Genomic DNA, 25,627 nt, shown 5'->3' with positions numbered 1-25,627 from the left:
GCACATGCGGGACAGCAAAACGCCAGGCGCCGCCACCCCTACGCCATGCCCATGCTTTTGACAGACGCAAGTCGACGCAAGCGATGGACGCGGACGTAACCGAGCTCGGCCCACAGGAGTTCCCCCTTGTCCGCGACAGGGGTGTGATGCGCCAGCAGGTACGCACAGTGAAGTGAACGACACATGTTGTGAGTGACCCACGGTGTTGCCATGCGTGCAACGGAAAGGACGAGCGCTCATGCGCGAGATCCCCGGAAAGCGACGCAGGCTCCTGTCCAAGCGCAACGGCGGGAGGCCCGAGCTTCTTGAGCAGGCCCTGACGTTCGCGACGGAATGGCAGTGGCCCGTACTCCCGGGGGTGGCGCCGGACCCGCAGGGGCGTGCCCGCTGCGGCTGCCCGGACCCGGAGTGTGTGGTGCCCGGCGCTCACCCCTTCGACCCCGGCCTGCTGGCCGCCACCACCAATGAGCGCATGGTGCGCTGGTGGTGGACCAACCGGCCGACGGCACCGATCGTGCTGGCCACCGGAGGCAGCGCCCCCTGCGCGGTGAGCCTGCCGGCCCTGGCCGCCTCCCGTGCCCTCGTCGCGCTCGACAGCACCGGGATGCGCCTCGGCCCCGTGGTCGCGGCCCCGCACCGCTGGGCGATCCTCGTCGCGCCGTACTCCATGGAGCAGCTGGGCGAGCTGCTCTACGCCAAGGACTTCGTGCCCGGGTCCCTCCGCTTCCACGGCGAGGGCGGCTATCTGGCCCTGCCCCCCTCCGAGACCGGCCACGGCTCGATCCGCTGGGAGCGCGCACCGCTGCCCGGTTCGGCCGCACCCTGGGTCCCCGACGTCGAGGCGGTCGTGGACGCGGTCGTCGACGCCCTCACTCGTACGGGTGTAAGCGCGCCCGAGTTCTGAGTCCGCCCGGCGCGCGGGGGACCGGGTGCCCCGGCCGGTCGTTATCTTCCGCACATGCAGCGTCTTCCCGGGGGCCACGGGGCCCCGTCGCGCGGCCGCCACAGCGCTCCCCCGTCCCGGAGTCACCGAGCACCCAAGTCGGCGGGCGGGCGGCCCGATCCGCGCCGGCTCGGCCTCGTGGGACTGACCGCCGCGGTGGCGGTCGCGCTGGGCCTGCCGCTCGCCGCGTCCGCCGGCCCGCTCGGCGACGTACGTACGTCCGAACGCGCCCTCACCTCCGAACTCGACCGTGCCGCTGGGCGCGCCGGTGAAGCCGCCGGGCTCGCGAGGGGCACCGCCAGGCATGCGGACGGGGCCGGTGAGGACGCCGAGGAGTCTTCCGGGCGTGCCGACCCGAAGGCGGACAGGGCGGGCGGGGCGGACGAGAAGGCGGCGGACGGCACGGACGCGGCGGACGACGCCGCGCCTGCGTCGGGCATGCTGCTCGGCCTCGGACTCGCCACCGTCGCCCGCTGCGGCCCCGAACTCACCTCCCCCGACGGCATTGAGGCGCAGACATGTGTCCTCACCCAGGGTGAGGACACATGGGCCCGCACGTACTACCGCAACGCGACCGGGCGGGAGCTGAGTTCGGTCCTCAGCATGATGGCGCCCGGCGGGCGCACCGTACGCATGTACTGCGCCGTGGGCGCGCACGACGAGCCGGGGGCGTGTGAGACGCCGAGGGAGCGTACGCGGGGCGGTATGGGGGCGTACACGGCCGTGGCGGAGTTCGCGGCACCCGACGGCAGTGGGCCGCTGTTGCTGCGCTCAGGGAGCAACTCAGGCCGTTCGTAAGGGCGTTGACGCCGAGGGGGGCTCCGTACAGCGGAGCGCTCCGGAGCCCGGGCATGAAAAGACCCGGTTGCTGGCGACGGGGGATGCACCAGCAACCGGGCTAATGAAACCGTAACAAGAGATCGGCGGTTCGCAAATTCGATCTCGGCTATTCGGACACGAATTCGCCTGTCACGTAGGGGAGTTGTGACAGGAGTCACCACACTGTGAACGCACTCGATCAGCCGGCGCTCCAGTCTGCCCGGGCACGTATGTCAGCTGAGCGTGACCTGCCGGTTGGTGAGTCCGCCGCGTGCCCGGCGCTCGTCCGCGGTGAGCGGGGACTCGTCGGCCAGGGCGGCGGCGAGCCGCTCGGCGAACTCGGCCGCCGGCTTCTCGATGTCGTCCGCACCGACACCGCTGGGCAGGTCCCAGACCGGCACGGTGAGGCCGTGAGCACGGAAGGAGCCCACCAGCCGGGTGCCCTCGCCGAGGCCGGAGCGTCCCGCCGCGTGCAGTCGCGCGAGAGCGTCCAGAAGCCGCTCCTCGGCGTGCGGCATGACCCACCGCAGGTGGTTCTTCTCGGGGGTCTCGCACCAGTACGCCGAGTCGACGCCCGCGAGCTTCACGGTCGGGATGGCCGCGGAGTTGGCGCGCTCCAGGGAGGCGGTCACCTCCGGGGTCGCGTTCTCCGTGTCCGGGATCCAGAACTCGAAGCCCGAGTGCACAACTGGCTCGAACTCACCCTCGGGGTCGAGCAGGTCCTGCAGCCGCGGACCGTCGGCCGGGGCGCGCCGGCCCTGAACCGGAGTGCCCGGCTCGGCGACCAGGGCGCGCTGGAGGGTGTCGGCGAGGTCGCGGCTGATGTCGCCCGACGCCGTGTCGTTCTGCAGGCCGAGCAGCACCGTGCCGTCGTCGCGGCGCAGCGCGGGCCAGGCCATCGGCAGGACGGTGGCGAGCGTGACCGAGGGGACGCCCTCGGGGAGCGCGTCCTTCAGCTTCAGCTCGACGGTGGCGGCGGGCACCAGCTCGCGGAGCGCGACCCAGTCGCACTCGCCCGGCAGGTCCCCGAAGGGACGCTGCACCAGCTCGGTCACCGCCTGGGCGGCGGCCCGGCCGTGACAGGCCTTGTAACGGCGGCCGCTGCCGCAGGGGCATTGCTCGCGCGCGCCGACAACCGGAACCTGCCCATCAGCGCCTGCGGCGCCGACTCCGCCGGTGCCCTGCGGGCGCTTGGCCTTCGTGTGGGGTCGCTTCTTGGCCATCGTGGGTGTCTCCCGATCACGGCTCGTCTCGTACTGGCGCGAGCCTAGCCGCTCGTACGGCGCCCGACGGGACCCTGTGGACAACGCACCGAGTCGTCCCGGAACCGGTGGTTCAGGCCAGGTTGTGCACGCCTGGCAGCCGCCGTGGTCGTGGCGGCCCCCGGGATGGCCCCCGGTGGTGTCGGTTCCGACCGGCTGTCCTCGGCCGTGCGGGTCCCGGCCGGTCAGTCCATGTCGTCGAACGCGTCCGCGAAGTCCAGGTCGGGGAGGGCGGAGACAGCCGGGGCGGCGACGCGGGTGGCGAAGTCGTCCCGGCGGTGGGCGTGCCGGACGTCGTGCTGGACGACGACCCACACGGTGACCTCACCGCAGGCGTCGTCGCGCACGCCCCAGTCGTCGGCCAGTGCCGTCACGATGTTCAGCCCGCGGCCGCCGTGTGCGGTGACCGAGGGCGTGGACGGAACCGGGCGGGTCGGACCACCGCCGTCCGTCACCTCGACGGTGAGCCGCCCCGAGGGGTCCACGCGCCAGGCGCAACGCACATCGCCGTCACCGGCCAGGGCGCCGTCGAGTGGCCTGCCGTGTTTGCAGGCATTGCTGAGTAGTTCGGAAAGGATCAGTAGGGCATCGTCGATGACCGATTCCGCCACACCGCCGTCGCGCAACTGATCGCGCATCCGGTGCCTTGCTTCCCCCACGCCCGCAGGGCCATGGGGTACGGCCATGCTCGACGACGTGGGCACCTCCTGTGCCACCACCAACGCCACCCCCGAGACCTCCTTCGCCCCACGCCACGGTGTGAATGCCCCATTGGACTGGACTGGAAACCGGCCGGCACACGTGCTCTGGCGCACTCATGGCGATCGAATACTCATCGAACGCGCCGGTGTACTCCCCGTAGTCGGTTGGCTGAATTTCGCCCCCGATGTGCCGACTTGTCCTCAGGTGTGGTCCGGCCGTCTTGGCGGAATTCTTACCTCCGTCAAGGGCCGCGAAGGGCGGTGACAGGCCTCCGTGGAGTGCTCGCAGGTGTGAACAGAGGCGTGTTCGAAGCCCACCCGCAGGGTGTGTGCGGAGTTGTCGAAACAGGTGTGTTCGGAGTTGTTGGAGCCCGTTCGCTTGGTGCCCCCGGAGGGGTGCGGTCAGCGGCCGAGTTGGTGGAGGACCGCGCGCGGACGGTTGGTGATGATGGCGTCGACGCCCAACTCGACACAGAGGTCGACGTCCTGCGGCTCGTTCACGGTCCACACGTGCACCTGGTGGCCGGCCTTCTTCAGGCGCTCGATGAACGCCGGGTGGTTGCGCACGATCCGGATCGAGGGGCCGGCGATGCCGACACCGGCGGGCAGTCGCCCGTCGCGCAGCCGGGGTGAGAGGAACTGCATCAGATAGACCGTCGGGAGCGTCGGGGACGCGGCCCGGACGCGGTGCAGCGAACGCGCCGAGAAGCTCATGATCCGTACCGGCGACTCGGCGGCCGGCTCCGGCGCGTCCAGGCCGAACCGCTTCAGCAGGACCAGCAGCCGCTCCTCCACCTGACCGGCCCAGCGCGTGGGGTGCTTGGTCTCGATGGCCAGTTCCACCCGGCGTCCCGCGTCGGCGACGAGTTCGAGCAGACGTTCAAGGGTGAGGACGGAGGTCTCCGCCCGGTCCTCGGGGGTGACCTCCCAGTCGGGGGCCTCGTCGCCGTTCTTCCAGGAGCCGAAGTCCAGGGCGGCCAGGTCGGCGAGTTCCAGGGCGGAGACCGCGCCGCGGCCGTTCGACGTACGGTTGACGCGTCGGTCGTGGACACAGACGAGGTGGCCGTCCGCCGTCAGCCGGACATCGCATTCGAGGGCGTCCGCCCCGTCCTCGATCGCCTTCTTGTACGCGGCCAGGGTGTGCTCGGGGGCCGCCTCGGAGGCCCCCCGGTGGGCGACGACCTGAATCGGGAGCTGTCGTGCGTGGGTCACCGCGTCATGGTGCCACCGTGGCGGGGTACGCGTGGGGGCGGTCATGGTGGACGACCTGGTTCGTGCGCACGATACACGTCATTAATCCGATAGGTCCTATATAAAGGATGGTCCCGGACCCACAGGCACCGCTTATGGTGCCCTGACGGCTCGTGGGAAAAGCTGACCGCATACAACAACCACGCACAGCCGCATGTGCGACCAAGAACAGTCGACCGCCGACAAGGTGAAGCCGTGGATCGAGGAGAAAAGCTGTGAGCACCGAGAACGAGGGCACCGCGGTACCCCCGGCCCCGTCCGCACCTCCCGTGCCGGTGGAAACTCCCGCTGCCTCCGCGCCGGCGCCGGCGCACGAGCCGAGCGCGGCACCGGCGGAGACCACCGCCCAGGCGGCCCCGGCCGGAACCACCGCCGACAACGCGCCGACGACCCAGCTCCCGCCGGTCCCGCCGACGGCCCCGGAGCCGGACGCGACCGCGGTACAGCCGCAGGTGCCCGCGGAGCAGCCGACGGCACAGCAGCCGCATCCCGAGCTGGTGTCCGCAGGGGCGCCCGGCTACGCGGCGGCCGCGGGCCAGGGCGCGGCCCAGGCGGCAGGCGGGGGCTACGGACAGGCACCCGACGGGACCGGTGGCGTGGGCGGAACCGGCGGGCCCGGTGGGTCCTCCGCGTCCGACGCCGCCTGGCCGCCCCCGCCACCGCCCGCCGTCCCGTCGTACGCGGACAACGGCGGTGCGTACGCTCACGGCAGCGGCGCGTACGGAAACGCGGGTGCGCCCGGAGGCGCCGGTGGCCCCGGTGGTCACGGCGGCTCGGGCGGCGGCTGGGGCTCCTCGTGGCAGCAGACGCAGCAGCCGGCCCCCAAGCCGGCGGGCAACAAGCGCGGCGGTCTGATCGCCGCGGTCCTCGTGGCCGCGCTGGTCGCGGGCGGGGTCGGCGGCGGCATCGGCTACACACTGGCCGACCGCAATGACAACTCCACCGGCTCCACGACCGTCTCGGCCTCGCAGAACGGCGGTGACGTCAAGCGTGCGGCCGGTACGGTCGCCGCCGTGGCCTCCGCGGCGCTGCCGAGCACGGTCACCATCGAGGCGTCGAACAACGACGGCGAGGGCGGCACGGGCACCGGCTTCGTGTTCGACAAGGAAGGCCACATCGTCACCAACAACCACGTGGTGGCGGAAGCCGTCGACGGCGGCAAGGTGTCGGTCACCTTCCCGAACGGCAAGAAGTACGACGCCGAGGTCGTCGGTCACGCGCAGGGCTACGACGTGGCGGTCATCAAGTTGAAGAACGCGCCGTCGAACCTGCGGCCGCTGACGCTCGGCGACTCCGACAAGGTGGCGGTGGGCGACTCCACGATCGCGATCGGCGCCCCCTTCGGCCTGTCGAACACGGTCACGACGGGCATCATCAGCGCCAAGAACCGCCCGGTGGCCTCCAGCGACGGCTCCTCCGGCAGCAGGGCCTCCTACATGAGCGCCCTGCAGACCGACGCGTCGATCAACCCGGGCAACTCCGGCGGCCCCCTGCTCGACGCCCAGGGCAACGTGATCGGCATCAACTCGGCCATCCAGTCCGCCAGCAACGGCAGCTTCGGCTCCGGCCAGGCGGGCTCCATCGGCCTCGGCTTCGCCATCCCGATCAACCAGGCCAAGAACGTGGCCCAGCAGCTGATCAGGACGGGCAAGCCGGTGTACCCGGTGATCGGCGCCTCGGTCTCCATGGAGGAAGGCACCGGCGGAGCGAAGATCACCGAGGACGGCGCGGACTCCATCACCGCGGGCGGCCCCGCCGACAAGGCCGGCCTCAAGCCCGGTGACGTCATCACCAAGCTCGACGACCACGTCATCGACAGCGGCCCCACCCTCATCGGCGAGATCTGGACCCACCTCCCCGGCGACAAGGTCACCCTCACCTACACGCGCGACGGCAAGACCCGCACGGCAGAGGTCACCCTCGGCGAGCGTGAGGGCGACAGCTGACGGAGGGGATCGCGGTGGTGAACCAAACGGATGAGATCGCGATCGTGAACTAAATCGCATCCCCGGGGTTCAGGTTGCGGGCGGGGGTGGTGCACGTGTTCGGATGAATCGATGCGCACCCCCCACCGCATGGATCCGCATCACCGTCCCGACGACCGCTCCGAAGTACCGCGCAACCCTTACGAGGAACTCGGCGCCCTCGACGACGGCCCCCTGGAGGACACCCCTCTGGAGGAGTTCTTCGGCGAGGGCACCACCGGTCAGTGGGCCGAGCCGGAACCCGAACCGGAACCGGAGTGGACCCCGCCCGTCCACCGGCGCGGCGGCCGGCGTCGGCGGGGCCGTTTCGCCGGGCTGCCGCTCGCGGTGAAGGCGGTGGTGGGCCTGGTCGTGCTCGCCGCCTTCGTCACCCTCGGCGACCGCTGGGCGCTGCTGTACGCCGAGCACAGGACCGCGGACACCCTCAAGGACCGGCTGGACCTGGCGGCGGCGCCCGAGGTGGAGATCGGCGGCTTCCCCTTCCTCACCCAACTCGCCGACAAACGGCTGGACTCGGTGCGGCTGACCGTGCCGGACGTGGCGGCCGACCGGGTGTCGCTGGCGAAGGTGTCGGCCACGGCCCATGACGTACGGCTGGACGCCGACGGCCTCACCTCCGTGCGCGGCGCCAGGGTCCCCCGGCTCGACGGCGACGTCCTGCTGTCCTTCGCCGATCTCAACCGCGAACTCGGCGCGTCCCAGGTGACGTTCACCGGAGACGGCCGTGACCGCGTCCGGGCCCGCGGCACCCTGCCGGTCGCCGGGCACGACCTGCGGCTGCGCGCCGAGGCCACGATCCAGCGGCAGGGCGAGCGGGGCATCGCCACGGAGATCGGCGGTATGCGCCTGGACATCGGGGACCTGGCCACCTACCGCCCCGGCACGCGGGCCTCTGACGGCCTGCACCTGACGCCGAAGGCGTCCGCCGACCTCGCCCGGGAGACCCGTAAGGCGAAGGCGCTGCTGTCGGTCCCGGCGATCGTGCGGCGGCTGGGGATGTCCCAGCCGACCGTGCGTGAGGCCCTGAACGACGACGGCAAGCTCGCCGAGCTGACCGGCTCCTCGCGCTTCGCCCGCCAGGCCCAGGGCCTCAACCTCATCGACCTGGCCCTGGACAACCCCGAGGTGCTCCGCGGCCTGGGCCTCGACCCGGCGCTCCTCGACGCCCTGTCCCGGCTCACCCGCCCGGCCCTCGCCGAACGGCTGTCGCTGTCCTTCGAACTGCCCGAGCCGGAGCACGGGGACGTACGGCTGCGGGACGTCCGCGTGGAGGAGGACGGTGTCCGGGTACGGCTGACGGGTTCGGGGCTGGCCGTGGGCAGCCAGTGAGCCTCGCTCGTGATCCCGCGTTCGTGATCCCGGTTTCGTCTTAATTCGGCTTTCGTCGGGATCCCGGTTTCGTCGTGAGTCCGGTTTCGTAGTGAGTCGGGTTTCGTAGTGATTCCGCTTTCCGGTACTGCGTTCTTGATGAAATTTGGTGTGCAGATGTGTTGACCTCTGTTCGAGATCTCTTCTACTTTGCGGGAGCCACAGAGCCGCCGACCTGCAGTCGAGGTTTCGCGGACGCAACTGCCCAGAAAGGGATGTCGTGTCACGAAAGAGCCATCGCGGGACAGCTTGCCTGGGGGCGTTTCTGGCCGGCGTCACGGCATTCGGCGGGGCCCTCGCCTCCCCCGCGTCCGCAGCCGCCTCCCGCCACGCCTCGCCGCCGCCCGTCAGCGACTTCCAAGGGGTCAACTGGGCCGACCCGCGCGACAACTACGCCGACGACGCGGTCGTACCGTCGGGCCTGTCCACCTCCGACAGCTACGCCACGACGTACGCCAAGTCCCGTGCGATCGTCGGTGGGTTCGCCGAGCTCGGCGCCAACACGGTCCGCCTGCCCGTCAACCCCTCCTCCGTGAACGGCTCCTTCTGGAAGTCGTACCGGGGCGCGATCGACGCCGCCACCGCCAAGGGCTTCAAGGTCATCCTGGGCTACTGGGAGGCCGACAACACCAAGGACGGCAAGATCGACGACCAGGCCTCCTGGGACCGGATGTGGGCGCGGATCACCTCCGCCTACGCCGGTAACTCCAAGGTGTACTTCGAGCCGATGAACGAGCCGTTCGGCTACACCTCCGAGGAGTGGCGTGACGTGGCCGCTCGCTGGCTGACCACACACCGCTTCATCCCCCGCGACCGGGTCCTCATCGGCGGCATCAAGTACAGCGAGGACGTCAAGCCGGTGTGCGCCGACAGCCGGCTCGACGGCACCCGGATCGCCCTGCACAACTACGGCTTCTGGCACACCGACTGGACCAGCGTCGACCAGTGGAAAGCGGACTTCAAGGAGCGCATCGGCACCTGCGCCTCGCGCACCATCCTCGACGAGTTCGGCGCGACCATGACCTCCGGCCTGGACTACAACGGCCCGGTCAACGGCTCCAACGAGGTCGCCTACATCCAGGCCGCGACCGACACCATCCGGGAGCTGGGCCTGGGCTCGGTCTACTGGCCCGGCCTGCGCAACGGCGACACCTACTCCCTCACCACCCTCCAGGGCACGGGCACCCGCCTCAGCCTCAAGCTGAACAACCAGAGCGGCCTCGACCGCCTGCACTGGGCCTGGAAGCAGTGACGCGGCGGGGGCGTGGCCCCTATGTGGACCACGCCCCCGCGAAACGCTCGGTGCCGGTACGCTGTACCCGCTCCGTCCCAGGTGGGCCGGGGCGCAGGTGGGTTGCCCGAGCGGCCTAAGGGAACGGTCTTGAAAACCGTCGTGGCGCGAGTCACCGTGGGTTCAAATCCCACACCCACCGCCACAGGCGAGTGAACTTGCTGGTCAGAAGGGGTGTCCCGGTTTGCGGGGCGCCCCTTCGGCGTGTGCACGGGATGCGGCCTGTGGGAGGGGCGCTGACTCTGGAGGGGATGGCGAACGGCGGAAGGAGCCGCGATGTCTGTGATGGACAAGCTCAAGCAGATGCTGAAGGGCCATGAGGAGCAGGCCGGGAAAGGCGTCGGCAAGGGTGGCGACTACGTCGACGAGCGGACGCAGGGGAAGTACAGCGGCCAGGTCGACACGGCTCAGGAGAGGCTCAGGCAGCAGTTGGGCTCCGAGCAGACAGGGCGGACCGACCCCGGCCGCGAAGACCCCCCGCGGTAGTTCCACCGTGACGCCCGCGGCCGGCGAGGGCCGCCGCTCAGCCCGGCTCGTCCTCGTCGGCTGCGAGCGCGCTTCCGGGCCCGCGGTCAGGGTCCTGCCGTGACTGCCGGTCAGGAACAGTCACCGTCCCTCAGCCACGGGCCCCCGGGCCGACCGTAAGCGCCTCCTTCACACCCCCCGCCCCGACATCCGTGCCGCCGAAGCGATCGTCGACCTCGCCTCCCGTTCCGTGAGCCCCGTGCGTACGGCCGCCTCGACCAGCGCGTTCGTCAGGTCGGGGCCGAGGCCGTTCTCGTACGCGCGGCAGGCGGCCCAGAAGAGGCGGGTGTTGCGTTGCCCCTCCTGGGCGGTCAGGACGAAGTGGACCAATCCGTGGCCGTGGCCGCCGGCCCTGCGGGACGTGCTCGGGCGCGGCGGTGGGAGGAGCAGGCGGAGCAGCTCCGGTGGGCAGGGGGCGGGAGGCAGGTGGGCCGTGCCGGGGGCCGTGCCGTAGACGCCGTGGTCGGTGCGGGAGCCGGGGCCGACGAGATAGCCACCGGCGCCTCGGATGTCGATGCCGGGGGCGAGGCGGCTCGCGGAGTTGGGGACGACGACATCGGGCGGGCCGGTGAGCCAGAGGTGGCGGCCGCCGCTGGGGGTCAGGACGACGACCGTCTCCGGGATGGTGAAGAGGTGGCGTAGGGCCAGTTCGCGCAGGGCCGTCGAGGAGTCCGTGCCGGATTTGGTGTCGAGGTCGATGCCGATCAGGTGGTGGGGACGGACGCCGCAGGCGATGCCGTAGCCGGTGGCCCAGGGTGCGGCGGCGAAGAGTTCGCGGACGTGGTGGGGGTCGGCGGAGGCGTCGTGGACGCCGTGGCCGAAGCGGCCGCATTCGCCGTGACAGGGAGAGGGGGCGGGGTCGTCCCGGTGGGGGGAGCGTAGGGCCGGGAGTTTCGAGCGGGACAGGGGGATCACCGCCAGTCCGCGTTCGGCGGCGGAGAGGGCGTGCGCCAGGGCCAGGGTGGTGGCCTGCCGGTCCATGGTGGCCATGCCTTCTATTTTCGTACGGGTGTTCGATAAAGGGAAGAGGGTTCGCGGGCGTCGTTTCGGTTGCGAGGGGTCCGTTCGCGGATTGGCTGGAAATGTGCCGGAACGCTTCGCCGCCTGTCCCGCTTGATCTTGCTGGCAGGCGTCCGTACGCCCCGCGCGCCGGCCGCCGTCTTGGCATCGTCGGCAGCGGTGCCGGTCACGACGACAACGGCAACTCGTCGACCTCGCAGCGGCAGGCGAATGGCTCCGGCGCCTCGAACCAGAACAACACCGCTCAGAACAACACCGCTCAGAACAACACCGCCCAGATCGACGGCTCCGGCCTCGCGGCGATAGGCCAGAAGAACGACTGTGGGGTGTGACGCGCCTCTGCGGTGGTGCTTCGGTGTCGTCGCACAGGCGTTTTCGGCGACCTTGACAGTTGTGGCGGCAGTTCCTTCAATCTGACGAACAGTCAGATAATTCGGAGGGGGCTGCGGCACGATGGTCGAGGACCTGTCCGTACGACTCAAGTCCTACGAGGGGCGCGCGGCCGTCCTCGGCGGCCGCGGCAAGGATCCCGTCAACTCGCCCATGATCCGGCACTGGTGCGAGGCCATGGGGGACACCAACCCCGCCTACGCAGGCCCGGACGCCATCGCCCCGCCCACCATGCTCCAGGCGTGGACGATGGGCGGGCTGAGCGGGCACGAGACCCGCGCGCCGGCGTACGACGAACTCCTCGCGCTGCTGGACGGCGCCGGGTGCACCTCCGTCGTCGCCACGGACTGCGAGCAGGAGTATCTGCGGGCGCTGCGGCCGGGGGACGAGATCACGTTCGACTCGGTCATCGAGTCGGTGTCGGAGCGGAAGACCACGAAGCTCGGCACCGGGTACTTCGTGACGAGCCGGATGGACGTGCGAGTGGGCGACGAACTCGTCGGTACGCATCGCTTCCGGATCCTCAAGTACGCGCCGGCCGCCGCACCCGAGAAGTCCCAGCCGCCGCCCGAACAACCACAGCCCCGGCGTCCCCGCCCCGTCGTCAACCGCGACAACGCCGGTTTCTGGGAAGGGATCGCACACCACCGTCTCCTCATCCAGCGCTGCGCCGACTGCGCCACGCTCCGCCTCCCCTGGCTGCCGGGCTGCAACGCGTGCGGCTCGCCCGAGTGGGACACGGTCGAGGCGAGCGGCGACGGCACGGTCCACTCGTACGTCGTCATGCACCACCCGCCCTTCCCTGCCTTCGATCCGCCGTTCGCCGTCGGGCTGATCGAGCTGGCGGAAGGGGTCCGGATCGTCAGCAACGTCATCGGGGTGCCGTACGACAAGGTGCGGATCGGGATGCCCGTACGGCTCGAATTCGTGCGCTACGACGAGGAGTTGGAGTTGCCTGTGTTCCGGGCGGAGGAGACGGCGGAAGCGGCGGACGAGGGGGTGCGGGCATGAGGACCAGGGTCGGGGAGGCGCTTCCGCCGCTGGAGATCGAGATCACCCGCACGCTCGTCGTCGCGGGGGCGATCGCCTCGCGCGACTACCAGGACGTGCACCACGACCAGGAGCTGGCGCGGCGGCGCGGGTCGCCGGACGTCTTCATGAACATCCTGACGACGAACGGGCTGGTGGGACGGTATGTCACCGACCACTTCGGGCCGACGGCCGTCCTTCGCAAGGTGGCGATCAGGCTGGGCGCGCCCAACTACCCGGGCGACACGATGGTGTTGACCGGCACGGTCGAGGCGACCGACGGCCACACGGCCACGGTCGGGGTCATCGGCGACAACGGCATCGGCAGACACGTCACCGGCACGGTCACGCTCACGTTTCCTTCGGAGGGCGCCGCATGAGCGTACGGACCAAGGACGCGCTCGGTGGGCAGGCGGCGATCGTCGGGATCGGCGCGACCGACTTCTCCAAGGACTCGGGGCGCAGCGAGCTGCGGCTGGCCGTGGAGGCGGTGCGGGCGGCGCTCGACGACGCGGGACTGGCGCCGGCGGACGTGGACGGGATGGTGACGTTCACGATGGACACGAGCCCGGAGATCACGGTCGCGCAGGCGGCCGGCATCGGCGAGCTGTCCTTCTTCTCCCGCGTCCACTACGGCGGCGGCGCCGCGTGCGCGACCGTGCAGCAGGCCGCGCTCGCCGTGGCGACGGGCGTGGCGGAGGTCGTGGTCTGCTACCGGGCGTTCAACGAGCGGTCGGGGCGGCGGTTCGGGTCGGGCGTACGGCACCGGGAGCCGTCGGCGGAGGGCGTGGCGCTCGGCTGGACCCTGCCGTTCGGGCTGCTCACGCCCGCGTCCTGGGTGGCCATGGCGGCCCAGCGGTACCTGTACGCGTACGGGCTGACCCCCGAGGCGTTCGGCCACGTGGCCGTGGTGGACCGCAGGCACGCGGCGACGAACCCGGCGGCGTACTTCCACGGCCGGCCCATCACCCTCGACGAGCATGCCGCCTCGCGCTGGATCGTCGAGCCGCTGCGGCTGCTGGACTGCTGCCAGGAGACGGACGGCGGCCAGGCGCTCGTCGTGACCTCGGTGGAGCGGGCGCGGGACCTGCCCCGGCCGCCGGCCGTGGTCGTGGCGGCCGCCCAGGGTGCGGGCCGGGCGCAGCAGCAGATGACCGGCTTCTACGACAGCGACCTCACCGGACTGCCGGAGATGGGCGTCGTCGCCCGCCAGCTCCGACGGACTTCGGGGCTCGCCCCGGAGGACATCGACGTGGGCATCCTCTACGACCACTTCACGCCGTTCGTGCTGATGCAGCTGGAGGAGTTCGGCTTCTGCGGGCCGGGGGAGGCGGCGGACTTCGTGGCGGAGGGGCGGCTGCCGCTCAACACCCACGGCGGGCAGCTCGGCGAGGCGTATCTGCACGGCATGAACGGCATCGCGGAGGCGGTACGGCAGCTGCGCGGCACCGCCGTGAACCAGGTCCCCGGCGCGGAGCGGGTGTTGGTCACGGCGGGTACGGGGGTGCCGACCTCGGGGTTGGTGCTGGGGACGGACGGGTGAGCGGTCGGGCACCGGCCCGTGAGATCGGCGGGGACCGGGACCGGCTCGTGAGGTCGTCTGGGACTGGGACCGGCCTGTCCGGCCGTCCGGGACCGGCTCGTGAGGTCGTCGGGGCGGTCTTCGGGCATCCTGGATCTTGGTGAACGTACAACCCGGGCAGGTGCTTCTCAGGGGTGCACCCTCAGTACCTGGGGGCCGTTCATCCACCTCCAGTAGGTGGGGCCTGCCCCACTCCTACAACCTGAGGGGGATTCGTCTTCGGGACCTGCGGCCGATCCGCCGGGCGGGGCCCGCTCCTAGCGTGGAGCCATGACCACACCCGTCTGCACCAGCGCTTCGAAGGCCGCTGCACCCGTGACGCGGACCCTGTCGCCCTCGACCCTGTCGAGCCTGACGAACCTGTCGTACCCGTCGTTCTCGGCGTACGTGAAGGCCCGCCAGCCGGTGCTGCTGCGCACCGCCAGGTCGCTGACCGCGAACCCGAGCGACGCCGAGGACCTGCTGCAGACGGCGCTGGCCAAGACATACGTCGCCTGGGAGCGCATCGAGGACCACCGGGCCCTGGACGGCTATGTACGCCGGGCGCTGCTGAACACGCGCACGTCCCAGTGGCGCAAGCGCAAGGTGGACGAGTTCGCGTGCGACGAGCTGCCGGAGCCCGACGGGGTCCAGAGCGCGGACCCGGCCGAGCAGCAGGCACTGCACGACGCGATGTGGCGGGCGATCACGAAGCTGCCGGCGCGGCAGCGGGCGATGGTCGTCCTCAGGTATTACGAGGACCTGAGCGAGGTTCAGACGGCCGAGGTCCTCGGCGTCTCGGTCGGCACGGTGAAGTCGGCGGTGTCGCGCGCGCTGGGCAAACTGCGCGAGGACCCCGAGCTGGAACCCGTGCGGTAGCTCGCTCGTTGGCCGGTCATGCGGCTTCGCGCATCCGGCTCGCCGGGTGACTCTCTCTGATCGATCATCCTGCCACCTAGTGACATACCGATCGGTATGCGAGCAGAATCAGCGCGACCGTTACCACCGCGTAGGCAGAGCCGCCCCGGGAGGACGCCGTGCTGAGCACCATGCAGGACGTACCGCTGTTGATCTCCAGGATCCTGACCCACGGACAGGTGATCCACGGGACGTCTCAGGTGATCACCTGGACCGGTGAGAGCGAGCCCCATCGCCGCTCCTACGCCGAGATCGGCGCCCGCGCCGCCCAACTGGCCCACGCCCTGCGTGACGACCTCGGAGTCGACGGCGACGAACGGGTCGCGACTCTCATGTGGAACAACTCGGAGCATGTCGAGGCATACTTCGCGATCCCCTCCATGGGGGCCGTCCTCCACACCCTCAACCTGCGGCTGCCCCCCGAGCAGCTCGCCTGGATCGTCAACCACGCCGCAGACCGGGTGATCATCGCCAACGGTTCGCTGCTGCCCCTCCTCGCGCCGCTCCTCCCGCACCTCAAGCCGGTGGAGCACGTCGTCGTCTCCGGGCCCGGCGACCGGTCGCTGCTCGCCGGAGCGAGCGTCCAGGTGCACGAGTACGAGGACCTGATCGCCGGCAAGCCGACCACGTACGACTGGCCCGAGCTGGACGAACGCACGGCCGCGGCCATGTGTTACACCTCCGGGACCACCGGCGACCCCAAGGGCGTCGTCTACTCCCACCGCTCGATCTACCTGCACTCCATGCAGGTCAACATGGCCCAGTCCATGGGCCTGACGGACGCGGACCTCTCCCTCGTCGTCGTCCCGCAGTTCCACGTCAACGCCTGGGGCCTGCCGCACGCGACCTTCATGACCGGCGTCAACATGCTGATGCCGGACCGGTTCCTGCAGCCCGGCCCGCTCGCCGAGATGATCGAGACGCAGAAGCCGACGCACGCCGCCGCCGTCCCCACCATCTGGCAGGGCCTGCTCGCGGAGCTGGCCGCCCGCCCGCGTGAGGTCGGCTCGCTCGGCCAGGTCACCATCGGCGGCTCGGCCTGCCCGCCCGCTCTCATGGAGGCCTTCGACAAGCTCGGTATGCGCGTCTGCCACGCCTGGGGTATGACGGAGACGTCGCCGCTCGGCACGATCGCCCGGCCGCCGGCCCATGTCGAGGCCGACTCGGAGGAGGAGCTCGCCTACCGCCTCACCCAGGGCCGCTTCCCCGCCTCCGTCGAGGCCCGCCTCACCGGTCCCGGCGGCGAACGCCTCCCCTGGGACGGCGAGTCCGCCGGTGAGCTGGAGGTCCGCGGTCCCTGGATCGCGGGCGCGTACTACGGCGGTCAGGGCGCCGAGCCCGTCCGCCCCGACGACAAGTTCAGCGAGGACGGCTGGCTGAAGACGGGCGACGTCGGCACGATCAGCCCCGACGGCTTCCTCACCCTCACCGACCGTGCCAAGGACGTCATCAAGTCGGGCGGCGAGTGGATCTCCTCCGTCGAGCTGGAGAACGCCCTCATGGCCCACCCGGATGTCGCCGAGGCCGCCGTCGTCGCCGTACCGGACGAGAAGTGGGGCGAACGCCCCCTCGCCACCGTCGTATTGAAGGAGGGCTCGATCACCGACTTCGCCGCCCTCCGCTCCTTCCTCGCCGACGACGGCCACATCGCCAAGTGGCAGCTGCCCGAGCGCTGGACGATCATCGAGGCCGTGCCGAAGACGAGCGTGGGCAAGTTCGACAAGAAGGTGCTGCGGAGGCAGTACGCCGAGGGCGCGTTGGACGTGACGCAGATCTAGGGCTTGTACACGGGGCAGTGGGGGCGGTGTTTCACGTGAAACACCGCCCCCACTGCCATGACCCGAGCACTCAGTTCGTACCTACTCGTGACAGCACGTCCACGATCCGGGTCTGCACCTCAGGACTCGTCGAGCGCTCCGCGAGGAAGAGGACTGTCTCCCCCGAGGCCAGGCGCGGGAGTTCGGACGTGTCGACGGCGGCGGTGTAGACGACGAGCGGAGTGCGGTTCAACTGGCCGTTCGTCCGCAGCCAGTCGATGATCCCGGCCTGGCGGCGGTGCACCTGGAGCAGATCCATCACCACGAGATTCGGCCGCATCTGCGCGGCCAGCGTGACGGCGTCCGCGTCGGACGCGGCCCGTGCGACCTGCATGCCACGCCGTTCCAGCGTGGCTGTCAGGGCGAGCGCGATCTCCGCGTGCTCCTCGATGAGCAGGACGCGCGGCGGATGCTGCTCGGAGTCACGCGGCGCGAGCGCCTTCAGCAGGATGGCAGGGTCGGCCCCGTACGCGGCTTCCCGTGTCGCCTGGCCGAGCCCCGCCGTCACGAGGACGGGGACCTCGGCGGCCACGGCGGCCTGACGCAGCGACTGGAGTGCCGTGCGGGTGATGGGGCCGGTCAGCGGGTCGACGAAGAGGGCGGCCGGGTAGGCGGCGATCTGGGCGTCGACGTCCTCGCGGGAGTTCACGATGACGGGCCGGTATCCGCGATCGCTCAGCGCCTGGTGGGTCGCCGCATCCGGCGCGGGCCACACCAGCAGCCGGCGCGGGTTGTCCAGCGGTTCCGGCGGCAACTCGTCGTCCATCGGCTGCGGATGCGGCTGGTCGGGCACCTCCACCGCGCCCCCGGGCCCGTCGAGCGGCTCGGGACCTTCGGCCGCGTTCTCGTCGGGTGCCCCTATGGCGTACGACCGCCCGGCCCCCTCCGTACGGCCCGCCAGCCGGGACTGCCCGGCAAGGGACGGCTGCGGCGGAAGCGGAACCTGCCCGGCGAGCGAGGGCTGCTGCGGCAGCGGGACCTGCCCGGCCAGGGAGGGCTGCGCCGCCTGAGCCGCCGCCTGCTGCGGCTGGGCCGCCTGGGCGGGGGGCGGGGTCTGGCCAGTGCCGACGCCGGTGCCGTTGGACGGGGTGGACTGCGGGTGCGGGCGCGCTCCCGACTCCGGGCGGTCGGCCGCCGGCTGGGGCCGCGTCCCGAGCTTGCGGCGCCTGCCGGAACCGCCGGGCTGGTTCGGGGCGGGTGTGGCTCCGGTCTGGGGCTGCGCCTGGGCCTGGGCTTGTGCCTGAGGGCCGCCCTGGCGGGCGAACGGTACGCCCTGGCCGAGCGTCCGCACGCTGATCGCCCGCCCCTGGGTCGAGTTGGGGTCGAAGGGGGCGGGAGCGGGTGCGGGTGCTGAGGGGGTGGCGGAGGCGGCCGGAGCCGTGGGCGTCGCCGGGGCCGCTGCTTCGGCGGGCAACGGCTGCGCGGCGCGCGGCTTCTGCTGTACGGCAACCTCCGGAGGCAGGGGAGTGCCAGAGGAGGGGGTGGACTGCGGGGGCAGCGCCGCCTGCGGAGCGGCTACGGGGATGCCGACGCCGGAGGTCCCCTGGTGGGCGTCCGGCCAGGTCTGCGGCTGCGACTGGGGTGCGCCGACCGCACCCTGAGCGGGGCCGGCCTGCGGGGCACCGGGCACACCTTGGGCGGGCACGGGCTGGGGGGCGCCCTGAACCGCCGGGCCGCCCTGCACCGCTTGTACGCCTTGCACCGCCTGAACGCCCTGAACTCCCGGTACGGTGACGGACCGGCCGAGGGCTCCGGCCTGCGCGGGCACCGGCTGCGGGCCACCGGGGACCGCCTGGGGCGGTACGGCGCCTTGTGAGGCGACGGCCTGTCCGGCAGCGGGCTGGACGGCGGCTTGTCCGGCGGCGGCCTGAGTGGCGGCCGCCGGAACTCCCTGCGGAGCAACGGGCTGTGCGGCCGGGACGGGCTGGCCGGGAGCTGGCTGCACCGGCTGCGGGCCACCCGGAACACCCTGGGCGGGTACGGGCTGCGCGGCGGCCACCGGTACGCCTTGGGCGGGCACCGGCTGTCCCGGTCCGCCCTGCGGGGGAATTCCCTGAACGGGAGCGCCCTGGGCCGGAGCCCCTTGCGCGGGCGCTACCGTGGCCACGCCGTCACCCTGCTGAGGTGCGGGCTGCCGTACCGCCCGGCGGCGACCCGTCGGCGTGGGCACCGGGTGCGGCTGCGGCGGTGTGTGGTCGTCGGCCGGATTGTGCGGGGCGGCGTCGTGCCGACCGTCGTCGACACCACCGGCCGGGGCACCCGGAACCTGGCCCGCGGCGGGGACTTGGCCTACGGCGGGGACTTGGCCCGCACCGGCGGAGTGTCCCGCTCCGGGCGCCTGACCGGCAACGGTGACTTGACCCACATCGGGCGCCTGACCGACACCGACGGCCTGACCCACACCGACGGCCTGACCCACACCCGGTCCGGCGACGACTGTGGGCCCGGCGACGACTCCGGGCCCGGCGACGTGTCCCGGCCCGTTAACGACTCCCGGCCCGGCAACGACCACCGGCGCCCCGGTGCCTTGGCCTACCTGCTGCCCGACACCTCCGGTCGGCACAGGCTGGCCTCCGACCGGCACAGGCCCTCCGACCTGCACAGGCGCTCCAGCAGGCGCAGCTCCCTGGGCGGGCACAGGCCCCCCGGCAGGAACCGACCCACCAGCGGCGGGTCCCATCGCCCCGACCGCGGCGGTCGTACCCTGGCCGCCCTCACCCTCGTACCCCTCCCCGCCCTGCACAGGCGCGGCGGGCGCGGCGGGCGCGGCGGGCAGTGGCATGGGCATGGGCATGGGCGTACCCGAGCCCGGGGGCACGGGTACCGGCCCGAGCCCGGCCGCCTGCCCGTACTCGGGTCCCCGGTCGGCCTCCGCCGGTGGCAGTGCGAAGACGGCTCGTGCGCCCGGCTCGGGTGCGGCGGCGCGCTCCTCCGGGCCTGCGAGGGCGCGACGGCGGCGTCCGGTGGGCTGTTGGGCGCCGCCCGCCTCGCCGGAAGCGGCGTCGGTGGCGGTCGCGTCGGTGGCGGGGCTCGGCCCGGCGGGCAGCGCCGGCGGCAACGCGTTCTGTCCGGGCTCCCGGCGGGCGCGGCGCCCGGCGGGAGCGGGCACGCCCTGCGGCGGCACCGTCCCGCCCAGCCCGGTGGCGGCGGCAGCGGCACCCGCCGCGTGCTCGGCCGCCGTGACAACCGCACCCTCGGTGGCCACGGACTCACCGGCGGGGGCGGCCGAGGCGGCAGGTCCACGCCGTCGCCCGCTTCCCCCTGAGCCCTCGGCTTCGGCGCCCTGCGCGGGCCCGGGACGTTCACCGGCAGCGGCCGGAGCCCCACCCGGCGCGTCCTCCGCCCGCCGCCTGCGCCGCCCGGTGGGCGCGACGGCGACCTCCGCCTCACGACCCTCGGGAGCGTCCTCGCTCTCCAGGAACGCGTCCACCGACGACCGCCGCGCACGTCGCCGCCCGCCACCACCGGCGGCCTGTTCGGGCAGGGAGACCTCGGCGCCGGTCGCCACGGACTCGGACCCGGAGTCGGCATCGACAACCGCGGCGGGAAGCGCCTGGGCGGGCACCGCCCCGGCACCGCCGCCCAGCGGCACCTCCAGCACATAGGCGCTGCCGCTCATCCCCGGCACCTCGACCGTCTGGAGCACACCGCCGTGTGCCCGCACGATCCCCTGGACGATCGGCTGGTGCACCGGGTCTCCCCCGGCGTACGGCCCGCGCACCTCGATGCGCACGACCTCACCGCGCTGCGCGGCCGCCACCACGACGGTGTTGTCCATGTAGCCGCCGGCGGACATGGGCGCGTTGCCCGTCGCGTCGACACCGGCGACATCCGCGACGAGATGCGCGAGCGCGGTCGCGAGCCGCGCCTGGTCCACCTCGGCCTCGATGGGCGGCGCGTGCACGGCGAACTGCACCCGCCCCGGCCCGACCAGCTCCACGGCCCCGTCGACACCGGCCGCGACGACCGCGTCGAGCATGACGGCCCTGCGGTCGAGAACGTCCGCGCCCGCGTCGATCCGCTGATAGCCGAGCACGTTGTCGATGAGCGTCGTGATCCGCGAGTACCCGGCGGTCAGGTGATGGAGGACCTGGTTGGCCTCGGGCCACAGCTGCCCGGCGTCGTCGGCGGCGAGCGTGCCGAGTTCGGCGCGGAGTTGGTCCAGCGGGCCGCGCAGCGAGGTGCCCAGCACGGCGAGCAACTGCTCGTGCCGCGCGGCCAGCGCCTCGTACCGGTCCTTCTCCCGCTCCCCGAGCGCCGCGTACCGCTCGTCCCCGGCGGCGAGTTCCTCGGCTTGCTGCTCGCTCAGCTCGGCCAGCTCGGCGGTGTGCTTCTCCCGCGCACTCTCGAGCTCCTCCGCGTGCTCCCTGGTGAGCCGCTCCAGCTCCTCCGCGTGGGCCTCCGCCTCGGCGTCCTTCTCCTCGGCGAGCTTGTCGTACGGCCGCCGGTCGGTGAACGTCATCACGGCCCCGACGAGCTGGTCCCCGTCGCGCACCGGCGCGGTCGTCAGATCGACCGACACCTTCTCGCCGTTCTTCGACCACAGCACCTGCCCGCGCACCCGGTGCTTGCGCCCGGACCGCAAGGTGTCCGCGAGCGGCGACTCGGTGTACGGGAAGGGAGCGCCGTCCTCGCGCGAGTGCAGCACGAGCGTGTGCAGCTCGCGTCCTCCGAGGTCACTGGCCCGATAACCCAGTATCTGAGCGGCGGCCGGATTGACGAGGACGATCCGCCCGTCCGTGTCGGTCCCGATCACGCCCTCGGACGCGGCCCGCAGGATCATCTCGGTCTGCCGTTGCGAACGCGCGAGTTCGGCCTCGGTGTCGACGGTGCCCGAAAGATCCCGTACGACCAGCATGAGCAGCTCGTCATTGGCGTAGCCGTAACCGTCGTACGCCTGCTGCCCGTTCTCCAGATTCGCGCTTGTGACCTCGACCGGGAACTCACTGCCGTCGGTCCGGCGGGCGATCATGCGGGTCGGCTTGGTCCGCCCCGTCGGGTCCATGGTGTCGGGCCGCCGCATGGATCCGGGGATGAGCCGGGAGTCGAACTCCGGCAGCAGATCGAGCAGCCCGCGCCCCACGAGGGCCGTCCCCGGGGTCTCGAAGGCCTCCAGCGCGATCGTGTTGGCGTTGACGACGGTCCCATTGGCGTTGACCAGCACCAACGCGTCGGGCAGCGCGTCCAGTATGGCTGCGAGGCGAGCAGCGCCTCGGGATGGCCTGCTGCTCACGAGACGCTTCCTCCCTGTTACCGCACCTTGCCGACCGCGGGGGCCCTGGCCATCTTGCCAACCGGCCCGCAACGTGTCACGCGAGGGAGTCTACGGGCAGAGGTTGCGCTCGCGACGCCGGATGAGAGGGAGGTCGCACACCGAACATACGGAGATGCCGTGACTGTGCGAACGGGGATGCCGTGACCGTGTGTTTTGCCGGGTGACCCCTCTCGCGGCACATATGTACGGGCTGCGGGCGGGCGCCGAGGGGGTTGGTCGTCGCGCTCGTCGTGTGGCTCGTTTCAACCGTCGGGTCCGCGGTCCCGCTCCCGTCCGCCGCTGGGACCGCAGTCGCGTCGCCTACGCGCGGAGGTCGGGCAGTACGGGCACCAGCGCGTCCCAGCGGGCGATCTCGCAGCCGTTCCCGCGGCCGAAGCGGGCGTCGACGCGACGCCCGGCCCAGGTCCCGGTGACATACGCGGTGGCCGGCCCGCCGTACTGCATCGTGCACATGGTGCCGGGCCGGACCGGAGCGAACGGATCCTTCCCCCATGTCGTCCGCCGGTCGAGCCGGCCGCACGCCTCCCGCGCGTCCGGGTGGCTGCCCCCGTCCGGATGGCACCGCAACTCGAACGTCCCGTCCGCCCCGCCACCCGCCTCCCGCACCGTGACGGTCAGCCGGTCGCCGGGACCGAAGGCGGACGTGGGCAGCGCGGTACGTGGCAACGGCTCGGCGGCGTACGCGCTCGGCGCCACCGGTGAGAGCGTGCCGGCGGCGGCCGCGGCGAGCGAGGCGGCGACGCCGAGGAACAGCCGGCCCAGGGCGGCGGGACTCCTCTCCGGCGCGACGGGCTGACGCGGGGAGGCGGGAACGAGGGCGGGAGGACTCTGCAACATGACCTGACTAACGCCACGCCGGCCCCACGGTTGCGGCGCCGCCGCGTCCCGTGTCCGACCCGCCCCGGCCTCCCCCGCACCCCTCCCCACGTGCCATACGGCTTTGCCCTGCGGCCTCTCCGCCTAGTACCGTGGGAGGCGATTGGTGACGGCCCACTCGGCTGTGTCATCATCTGCACGCACCACTCGCGCTCGCGCGGGCGGTTGTGCTGGAGGCGTCGCCTAGTCCGGTCTATGGCGCCGCACTGCTAATGCGGTTTGGGACTTCAATCCCATCGAGGGTTCAAATCCCTCCGCCTCCGCGCTTGATCACCGAAGCCCCGGTCCACCCGACCGGGGCTTCGTCGTTCCCACCCCTGTTCCGGGGTGCTCCACAGGTCGTTTCCCCAGGTCACAAGGGGTATGGCAAACGGATTTCACATGGCGACGGCAGTCATGTAATGTTCTTCCTGTCGCCGCGAGCGGGCCGAAAGGACCAGGACCGGCAGGAAAACAACACAAGCACTCGTAGCTTAACGGATAGAGCATCTGACTACGGATCAGAAGGTTGCAGGTTCGAATCCTGCCGAGTGCACACAGACCGAGGGCCCCGGAGCGATCCGGGGCCCTCGGCGTAAGTACTGGCCGCAGGAGGCCGCGCGAGGCGCATACTGGTCACAATGACAAAGCCAGGTGCACAGAAGCGCTATTTGCCTACCAGTCCCTTCAAGGCCCCGGTCGCACCGCCTCCCAAGCAGTTCGCTGTGGGCGACCAGGTCACACACGACATGTACGGCCTCGGCCGCGTGATCGGCATCGAGGACGGAATCGCGGCGCTCGTCGACTTCGGGTCGGCGCAGCAGCGGATCCTGAGTCCGTACACCAAGATGAGCAAGCTGTAGATCCGTTGTGCCCGGTCACGGCACGCCAGGTGCCTCGACGGCCCTGTACCGAATGGGAGACCTCTCATCGAACCGACTTCGCTGTTCTCCGCTCCGGAAGGGGCGCCCCGTCACGCCACCGCGGCATCGCCGCCCCCGACGATGAACCCCTTCCAGGCCCCGGACTTCGGGGAGAGCGAGCTCTTCCTGATCGACGACGAGCCGGCGTTCGCCCCGGACATGGGCACGACTCGACGCAAGGCCGGTTAGCTCCGGCCGGTGACAGCGCAGCCGCATCCTCACGGGACGGCGCGCGAGCAGCCGCCGGCAGGGCCGTGCCGGCACCAGGCATCCGCCGACGCGTCTACGACGGTCACCACGAGGTGTTTCGTGGTGAGTAGGCCCGAAGGCATCCGCACCAGCTCCGCACGGCAAGGCCCGCCACGGTTTTCGTCCCCTCGTCCGGGGCGCCGCCCGCCGCCCCGCCGACAGACTTGGAAATGCGCGCACAGCGACGGAGCAGTGGGCCGAGGGCCCCGGAGAGATCCGGGGCCCTCGGTGTTGCTGGGGGTGCGTCGGTCCATGGCGTCCGGGGAGCGCGTCATCGGCGGCCACGGCCGTTGTCGGTGGTGCCCCCTAATGTTGTGAGAGATGACACAGGCGTGGAGATGTACGGGGCTGCGGTGGGGTGGGGACGGGCCGCTGCTGGGTTGGGAAGGCGGGCGGAGGAGCGCTCTGCCCCGGGGGAAGGTGGTGGCCTTCGAGGTGGTCGGTGCCGGGCGGCGGACCTGCGTCGGAGCCCGGGGGAACGCGTGTCCGGTGCGGGCGGGGGTGCCGGGGCGGAGCACCGGGGCCCGGTGCGAGGAGTGTGCGCGGCTCGATCGGGCGCATTCCGTCGCCGCCGACACGATCGCCGATGATCCGCGGCCGTATCACGTGTATCTCGCGTGGTTCGGGCCCGGGATGGTGAAGGTCGGGATCACCGCGGTCGAGCGGGGATCGGCGCGGCTGCTGGAGCAGGGGGCCGTCTGCTTCGGGTGGCTCGGGCGGGGGCCGCTGATGGCCGCGCGGCGGGCGGAGGAGGTGCTGCGGGCCGCGCTCAAGGTGCCGGATCGCATTCCGTACGCCGAGAAGAGGCTCGTGAGGGCCGGCCTTCCCGCCGTCGAGGAACGCGTCGGGGAGCTGGCGGCGCTCCACGGGCGGGCGCTGGGGCTCCACGGGTGGCCCGAGTCGCTGGAGCCGGTGCCGTTCCGGGCGGTCGATCACTTCGGGGCGTTCGGGCTGGACGGGCTGCCGGCCGCCGACGGGGTGGTGAGTGAGCTGGTCGCGGGTGGGGTCGTGGGCGGTGAGGTGCTCGCCGCCGCCGGGCCCGATCTGCATCTGGCCACCGGGCGGGGAGTCGTCGTTCTCGATACGCGGCTCATGACCGGGTGGGAGCTGACCGCTCCTGTCGGCGAGGGGGCTTGTGACGCACTCACCGTGCCCGTAAGGGAGTTGAGGAGCCGAGGGGACGCGGGCGTGCAGGACGGGCTGTTCTGAGGGGCGGCTCTGTGAGGGGAGTGCGCAGCGTGACGGCGCTTGCCTGACGGTGGGGTCGGATCAGGGCCGTACGGAGTGCTTCCTGTGGCCGTGAAGCTGTGCTTTCACGGTGAGCGGGCCCAAGGAATGCCGTGAGAAAGATGAGAAAGTCGCTGGTCGGCGGGGTCGACGTCCGAGATGTCGGGGATCTTCCCAAGGGTTGGCTGAGAGGCGCCTGTGCGTTTCTCAGAAAAATC

20 protein-coding genes and 3 tRNA genes are annotated in these 25,627 nt (G+C 71.8%); 17 read left to right on the top strand and 6 right to left on the bottom strand.

The genetic code is table 11. The features are described from left to right. Positions 1–238 precede the first annotated feature (238 nt). Positions 239–904 (top strand): bifunctional DNA primase/polymerase, encoded by a 666-nt coding sequence (locus tag JIX55_RS25650; protein WP_257565628.1) that lies wholly within the window; start codon positions 239–241, stop codon positions 902–904. Positions 905–1,081: 177 nt separating this feature from the next. After that, positions 1,082–1,741, top strand: a complete 660-nt coding sequence (locus tag JIX55_RS25645; protein ID WP_257565627.1) for a hypothetical protein — start codon at positions 1,082–1,084, stop codon at positions 1,739–1,741. Positions 1,742–1,995: 254 nt separating this feature from the next. Here the strand turns inward: JIX55_RS25645 and JIX55_RS25640 are convergent, their stop codons facing one another. The 3 genes from JIX55_RS25640 to JIX55_RS25630 all read right to left on the bottom strand — a co-directional run bounded on the left by JIX55_RS25640 (position 1,996) and on the right by JIX55_RS25630 (position 4,937). Next, positions 1,996–2,985, bottom strand: a complete 990-nt coding sequence (locus tag JIX55_RS25640) for an SEC-C domain-containing protein (RefSeq protein ID WP_257565626.1) — start codon at positions 2,983–2,985, stop codon at positions 1,996–1,998. Between the two features lie 224 nt (positions 2,986–3,209). After that, positions 3,210–3,752 carry an ATP-binding protein gene (locus tag JIX55_RS25635; RefSeq protein ID WP_257565625.1) on the bottom strand — a complete coding sequence of 181 codons (543 nt, stop codon included), beginning with the start codon at positions 3,750–3,752 and terminating at the stop codon, positions 3,210–3,212. A gap of 375 nt (positions 3,753–4,127) precedes the next feature. After that, a complete protein-coding gene (locus tag JIX55_RS25630; RefSeq protein ID WP_257565624.1) occupies positions 4,128–4,937 on the bottom strand; it encodes a glycerophosphodiester phosphodiesterase in 810 nt (269 codons plus the stop codon). Positions 4,938–5,191: 254 nt separating this feature from the next. Here JIX55_RS25630 and JIX55_RS25625 point away from each other — a divergent pair, with 254 nt between their 5' ends. From JIX55_RS25625 to JIX55_RS25605, 5 genes are all read left to right on the top strand, one after another. After that, positions 5,192–6,922 carry a S1C family serine protease gene (locus JIX55_RS25625; RefSeq protein ID WP_257565623.1) on the top strand — a complete coding sequence of 577 codons (1,731 nt, stop codon included), beginning with the start codon at positions 5,192–5,194 and terminating at the stop codon, positions 6,920–6,922. Between the two features lie 111 nt (positions 6,923–7,033). Then, positions 7,034–8,290: an LmeA family phospholipid-binding protein gene (locus JIX55_RS25620; RefSeq protein ID WP_257565622.1), complete on the top strand. Its 1,257-nt coding sequence runs from the start codon at positions 7,034–7,036 to the stop codon at positions 8,288–8,290. Between the two features lie 259 nt (positions 8,291–8,549). Further along, positions 8,550–9,581: a glycoside hydrolase family 5 protein gene (locus JIX55_RS25615; protein WP_257565621.1), complete on the top strand. Its 1,032-nt coding sequence runs from the start codon at positions 8,550–8,552 to the stop codon at positions 9,579–9,581. Positions 9,582–9,677: 96 nt separating this feature from the next. After that, positions 9,678–9,765 (top strand) — tRNA-Ser (locus tag JIX55_RS25610). Positions 9,766–9,896: 131 nt separating this feature from the next. After that, positions 9,897–10,106 (top strand): antitoxin, encoded by a 210-nt coding sequence (locus JIX55_RS25605; RefSeq protein WP_257565620.1) that lies wholly within the window; start codon positions 9,897–9,899, stop codon positions 10,104–10,106. A 168-nt stretch (positions 10,107–10,274) separates the two neighbouring features. Here the strand turns inward: JIX55_RS25605 and JIX55_RS25600 are convergent, their stop codons facing one another. Continuing rightward, on the bottom strand, positions 10,275–11,135 hold the full coding sequence (locus JIX55_RS25600; protein WP_257565619.1) for a bifunctional DNA primase/polymerase: 861 nt from the start codon (positions 11,133–11,135) through the stop codon (positions 10,275–10,277). Positions 11,136–11,227: 92 nt separating this feature from the next. On the opposite strand from JIX55_RS25600, the gene JIX55_RS25595 reads away from it, so the two are divergent. The 6 genes from JIX55_RS25595 (at position 11,228) to JIX55_RS25570 (ending at position 16,841) form a co-directional block, all read left to right on the top strand. Then, the gene (locus tag JIX55_RS25595; protein ID WP_257565618.1) at positions 11,228–11,497 is read left to right on the top strand and encodes a hypothetical protein; all 270 of its coding nucleotides are present in this window, start codon (positions 11,228–11,230) and stop codon (positions 11,495–11,497) included. Positions 11,498–11,618: 121 nt separating this feature from the next. Further along, entirely contained in the window at positions 11,619–12,566 is a 948-nt protein-coding gene (locus JIX55_RS25590; protein ID WP_257565617.1) for a bifunctional MaoC family dehydratase N-terminal/OB-fold nucleic acid binding domain-containing protein, read from the top strand. After that, a complete protein-coding gene (locus JIX55_RS25585; RefSeq protein ID WP_257565616.1) occupies positions 12,563–12,964 on the top strand; it encodes a MaoC family dehydratase in 402 nt (133 codons plus the stop codon). The genes JIX55_RS25590 and JIX55_RS25585 overlap by 4 nt, the downstream gene beginning before the upstream one ends. After that, positions 12,961–14,127: a lipid-transfer protein gene (locus JIX55_RS25580; RefSeq protein WP_257565615.1), complete on the top strand. Its 1,167-nt coding sequence runs from the start codon at positions 12,961–12,963 to the stop codon at positions 14,125–14,127. Before JIX55_RS25585 ends, JIX55_RS25580 begins: the two co-directional genes overlap by 4 nt. 309 nt (positions 14,128–14,436) lie before the next feature. Next, positions 14,437–15,024 (top strand): SigE family RNA polymerase sigma factor, encoded by a 588-nt coding sequence (locus tag JIX55_RS25575; protein ID WP_257565614.1) that lies wholly within the window; start codon positions 14,437–14,439, stop codon positions 15,022–15,024. Between the two features lie 158 nt (positions 15,025–15,182). Next, positions 15,183–16,841, top strand: coding sequence for a long-chain fatty acid--CoA ligase (locus JIX55_RS25570; protein ID WP_257565613.1), 1,659 nt, complete (start codon positions 15,183–15,185; stop codon positions 16,839–16,841). 70 nt (positions 16,842–16,911) lie between these two features. Here JIX55_RS25570 and JIX55_RS25565 read toward each other — a convergent pair whose 3' ends face one another. Then, positions 16,912–22,113 carry a hybrid sensor histidine kinase/response regulator gene (locus tag JIX55_RS25565; RefSeq protein WP_257565612.1) on the bottom strand — a complete coding sequence of 1,734 codons (5,202 nt, stop codon included), beginning with the start codon at positions 22,111–22,113 and terminating at the stop codon, positions 16,912–16,914. Positions 22,114–22,455: 342 nt separating this feature from the next. Next, complete coding sequence (locus tag JIX55_RS25560) at positions 22,456–22,992, bottom strand: subtilase-type protease inhibitor (protein ID WP_257565611.1); 537 nt, start codon at positions 22,990–22,992, stop codon at positions 22,456–22,458. Positions 22,993–23,203: 211 nt separating this feature from the next. Between JIX55_RS25560 and JIX55_RS25555 the strand changes: the two genes are divergently transcribed. The 4 genes from JIX55_RS25555 to JIX55_RS25540 all read left to right on the top strand — a co-directional run bounded on the left by JIX55_RS25555 (position 23,204) and on the right by JIX55_RS25540 (position 25,391). Then, positions 23,204–23,294, top strand: a tRNA-Ser gene (locus JIX55_RS25555). Positions 23,295–23,493: 199 nt separating this feature from the next. Beyond that, positions 23,494–23,566: transfer RNA gene (locus JIX55_RS25550), tRNA-Arg, on the top strand. Between the two features lie 85 nt (positions 23,567–23,651). Further along, positions 23,652–23,873 carry a hypothetical protein gene (locus JIX55_RS25545; protein WP_257543425.1) on the top strand — a complete coding sequence of 74 codons (222 nt, stop codon included), beginning with the start codon at positions 23,652–23,654 and terminating at the stop codon, positions 23,871–23,873. A 630-nt stretch (positions 23,874–24,503) separates the two neighbouring features. Then, a complete protein-coding gene (locus JIX55_RS25540; RefSeq protein ID WP_257565610.1) occupies positions 24,504–25,391 on the top strand; it encodes a DUF2797 domain-containing protein in 888 nt (295 codons plus the stop codon). The last annotated feature ends 236 nt before the right edge of the window (positions 25,392–25,627 follow it).

The organism is Streptomyces sp. DSM 40750, assembly GCF_024612035.1.
Taxonomy (GTDB): Bacteria; Actinomycetota; Actinomycetes; order Streptomycetales; family Streptomycetaceae; genus Streptomyces.
The sequence above is the reverse complement of the archived record's forward strand: the minus strand, read 5'-3'. Positions and strand labels throughout refer to the sequence as shown.

Bases quoted from the DNA above. Each gene is read 5' to 3' on its own strand.
- JIX55_RS25650 (WP_257565628.1), top strand. From the start codon at position 239: ATGCGCGAGATCCCCGGAAAGCGACGCAGGCTCCTGTCCAAGCGCAAC.
- JIX55_RS25640 (WP_257565626.1), bottom strand. From the start codon at position 2,985: ATGGCCAAGAAGCGACCCCACACGAAGGCCAAGCGCCCGCAGGGCACC.
- JIX55_RS25620 (WP_257565622.1), top strand. From the start codon at position 7,034: ATGCGCACCCCCCACCGCATGGATCCGCATCACCGTCCCGACGACCGC.
- JIX55_RS25605 (WP_257565620.1), top strand. From the start codon at position 9,897: ATGTCTGTGATGGACAAGCTCAAGCAGATGCTGAAGGGCCATGAGGAG.
- JIX55_RS25600 (WP_257565619.1), bottom strand. From the start codon at position 11,135: ATGGCCACCATGGACCGGCAGGCCACCACCCTGGCCCTGGCGCACGCC.
- JIX55_RS25595 (WP_257565618.1), top strand. From the start codon at position 11,228: ATGTGCCGGAACGCTTCGCCGCCTGTCCCGCTTGATCTTGCTGGCAGG.
- JIX55_RS25590 (WP_257565617.1), top strand. From the start codon at position 11,619: ATGGTCGAGGACCTGTCCGTACGACTCAAGTCCTACGAGGGGCGCGCG.
- JIX55_RS25585 (WP_257565616.1), top strand. From the start codon at position 12,563: ATGAGGACCAGGGTCGGGGAGGCGCTTCCGCCGCTGGAGATCGAGATC.
- JIX55_RS25580 (WP_257565615.1), top strand. From the start codon at position 12,961: ATGAGCGTACGGACCAAGGACGCGCTCGGTGGGCAGGCGGCGATCGTC.
- JIX55_RS25575 (WP_257565614.1), top strand. From the start codon at position 14,437: ATGACCACACCCGTCTGCACCAGCGCTTCGAAGGCCGCTGCACCCGTG.
- JIX55_RS25560 (WP_257565611.1), bottom strand. From the start codon at position 22,992: ATGTTGCAGAGTCCTCCCGCCCTCGTTCCCGCCTCCCCGCGTCAGCCC.
- JIX55_RS25545 (WP_257543425.1), top strand. From the start codon at position 23,652: ATGACAAAGCCAGGTGCACAGAAGCGCTATTTGCCTACCAGTCCCTTC.
- JIX55_RS25540 (WP_257565610.1), top strand. From the start codon at position 24,504: ATGACACAGGCGTGGAGATGTACGGGGCTGCGGTGGGGTGGGGACGGG.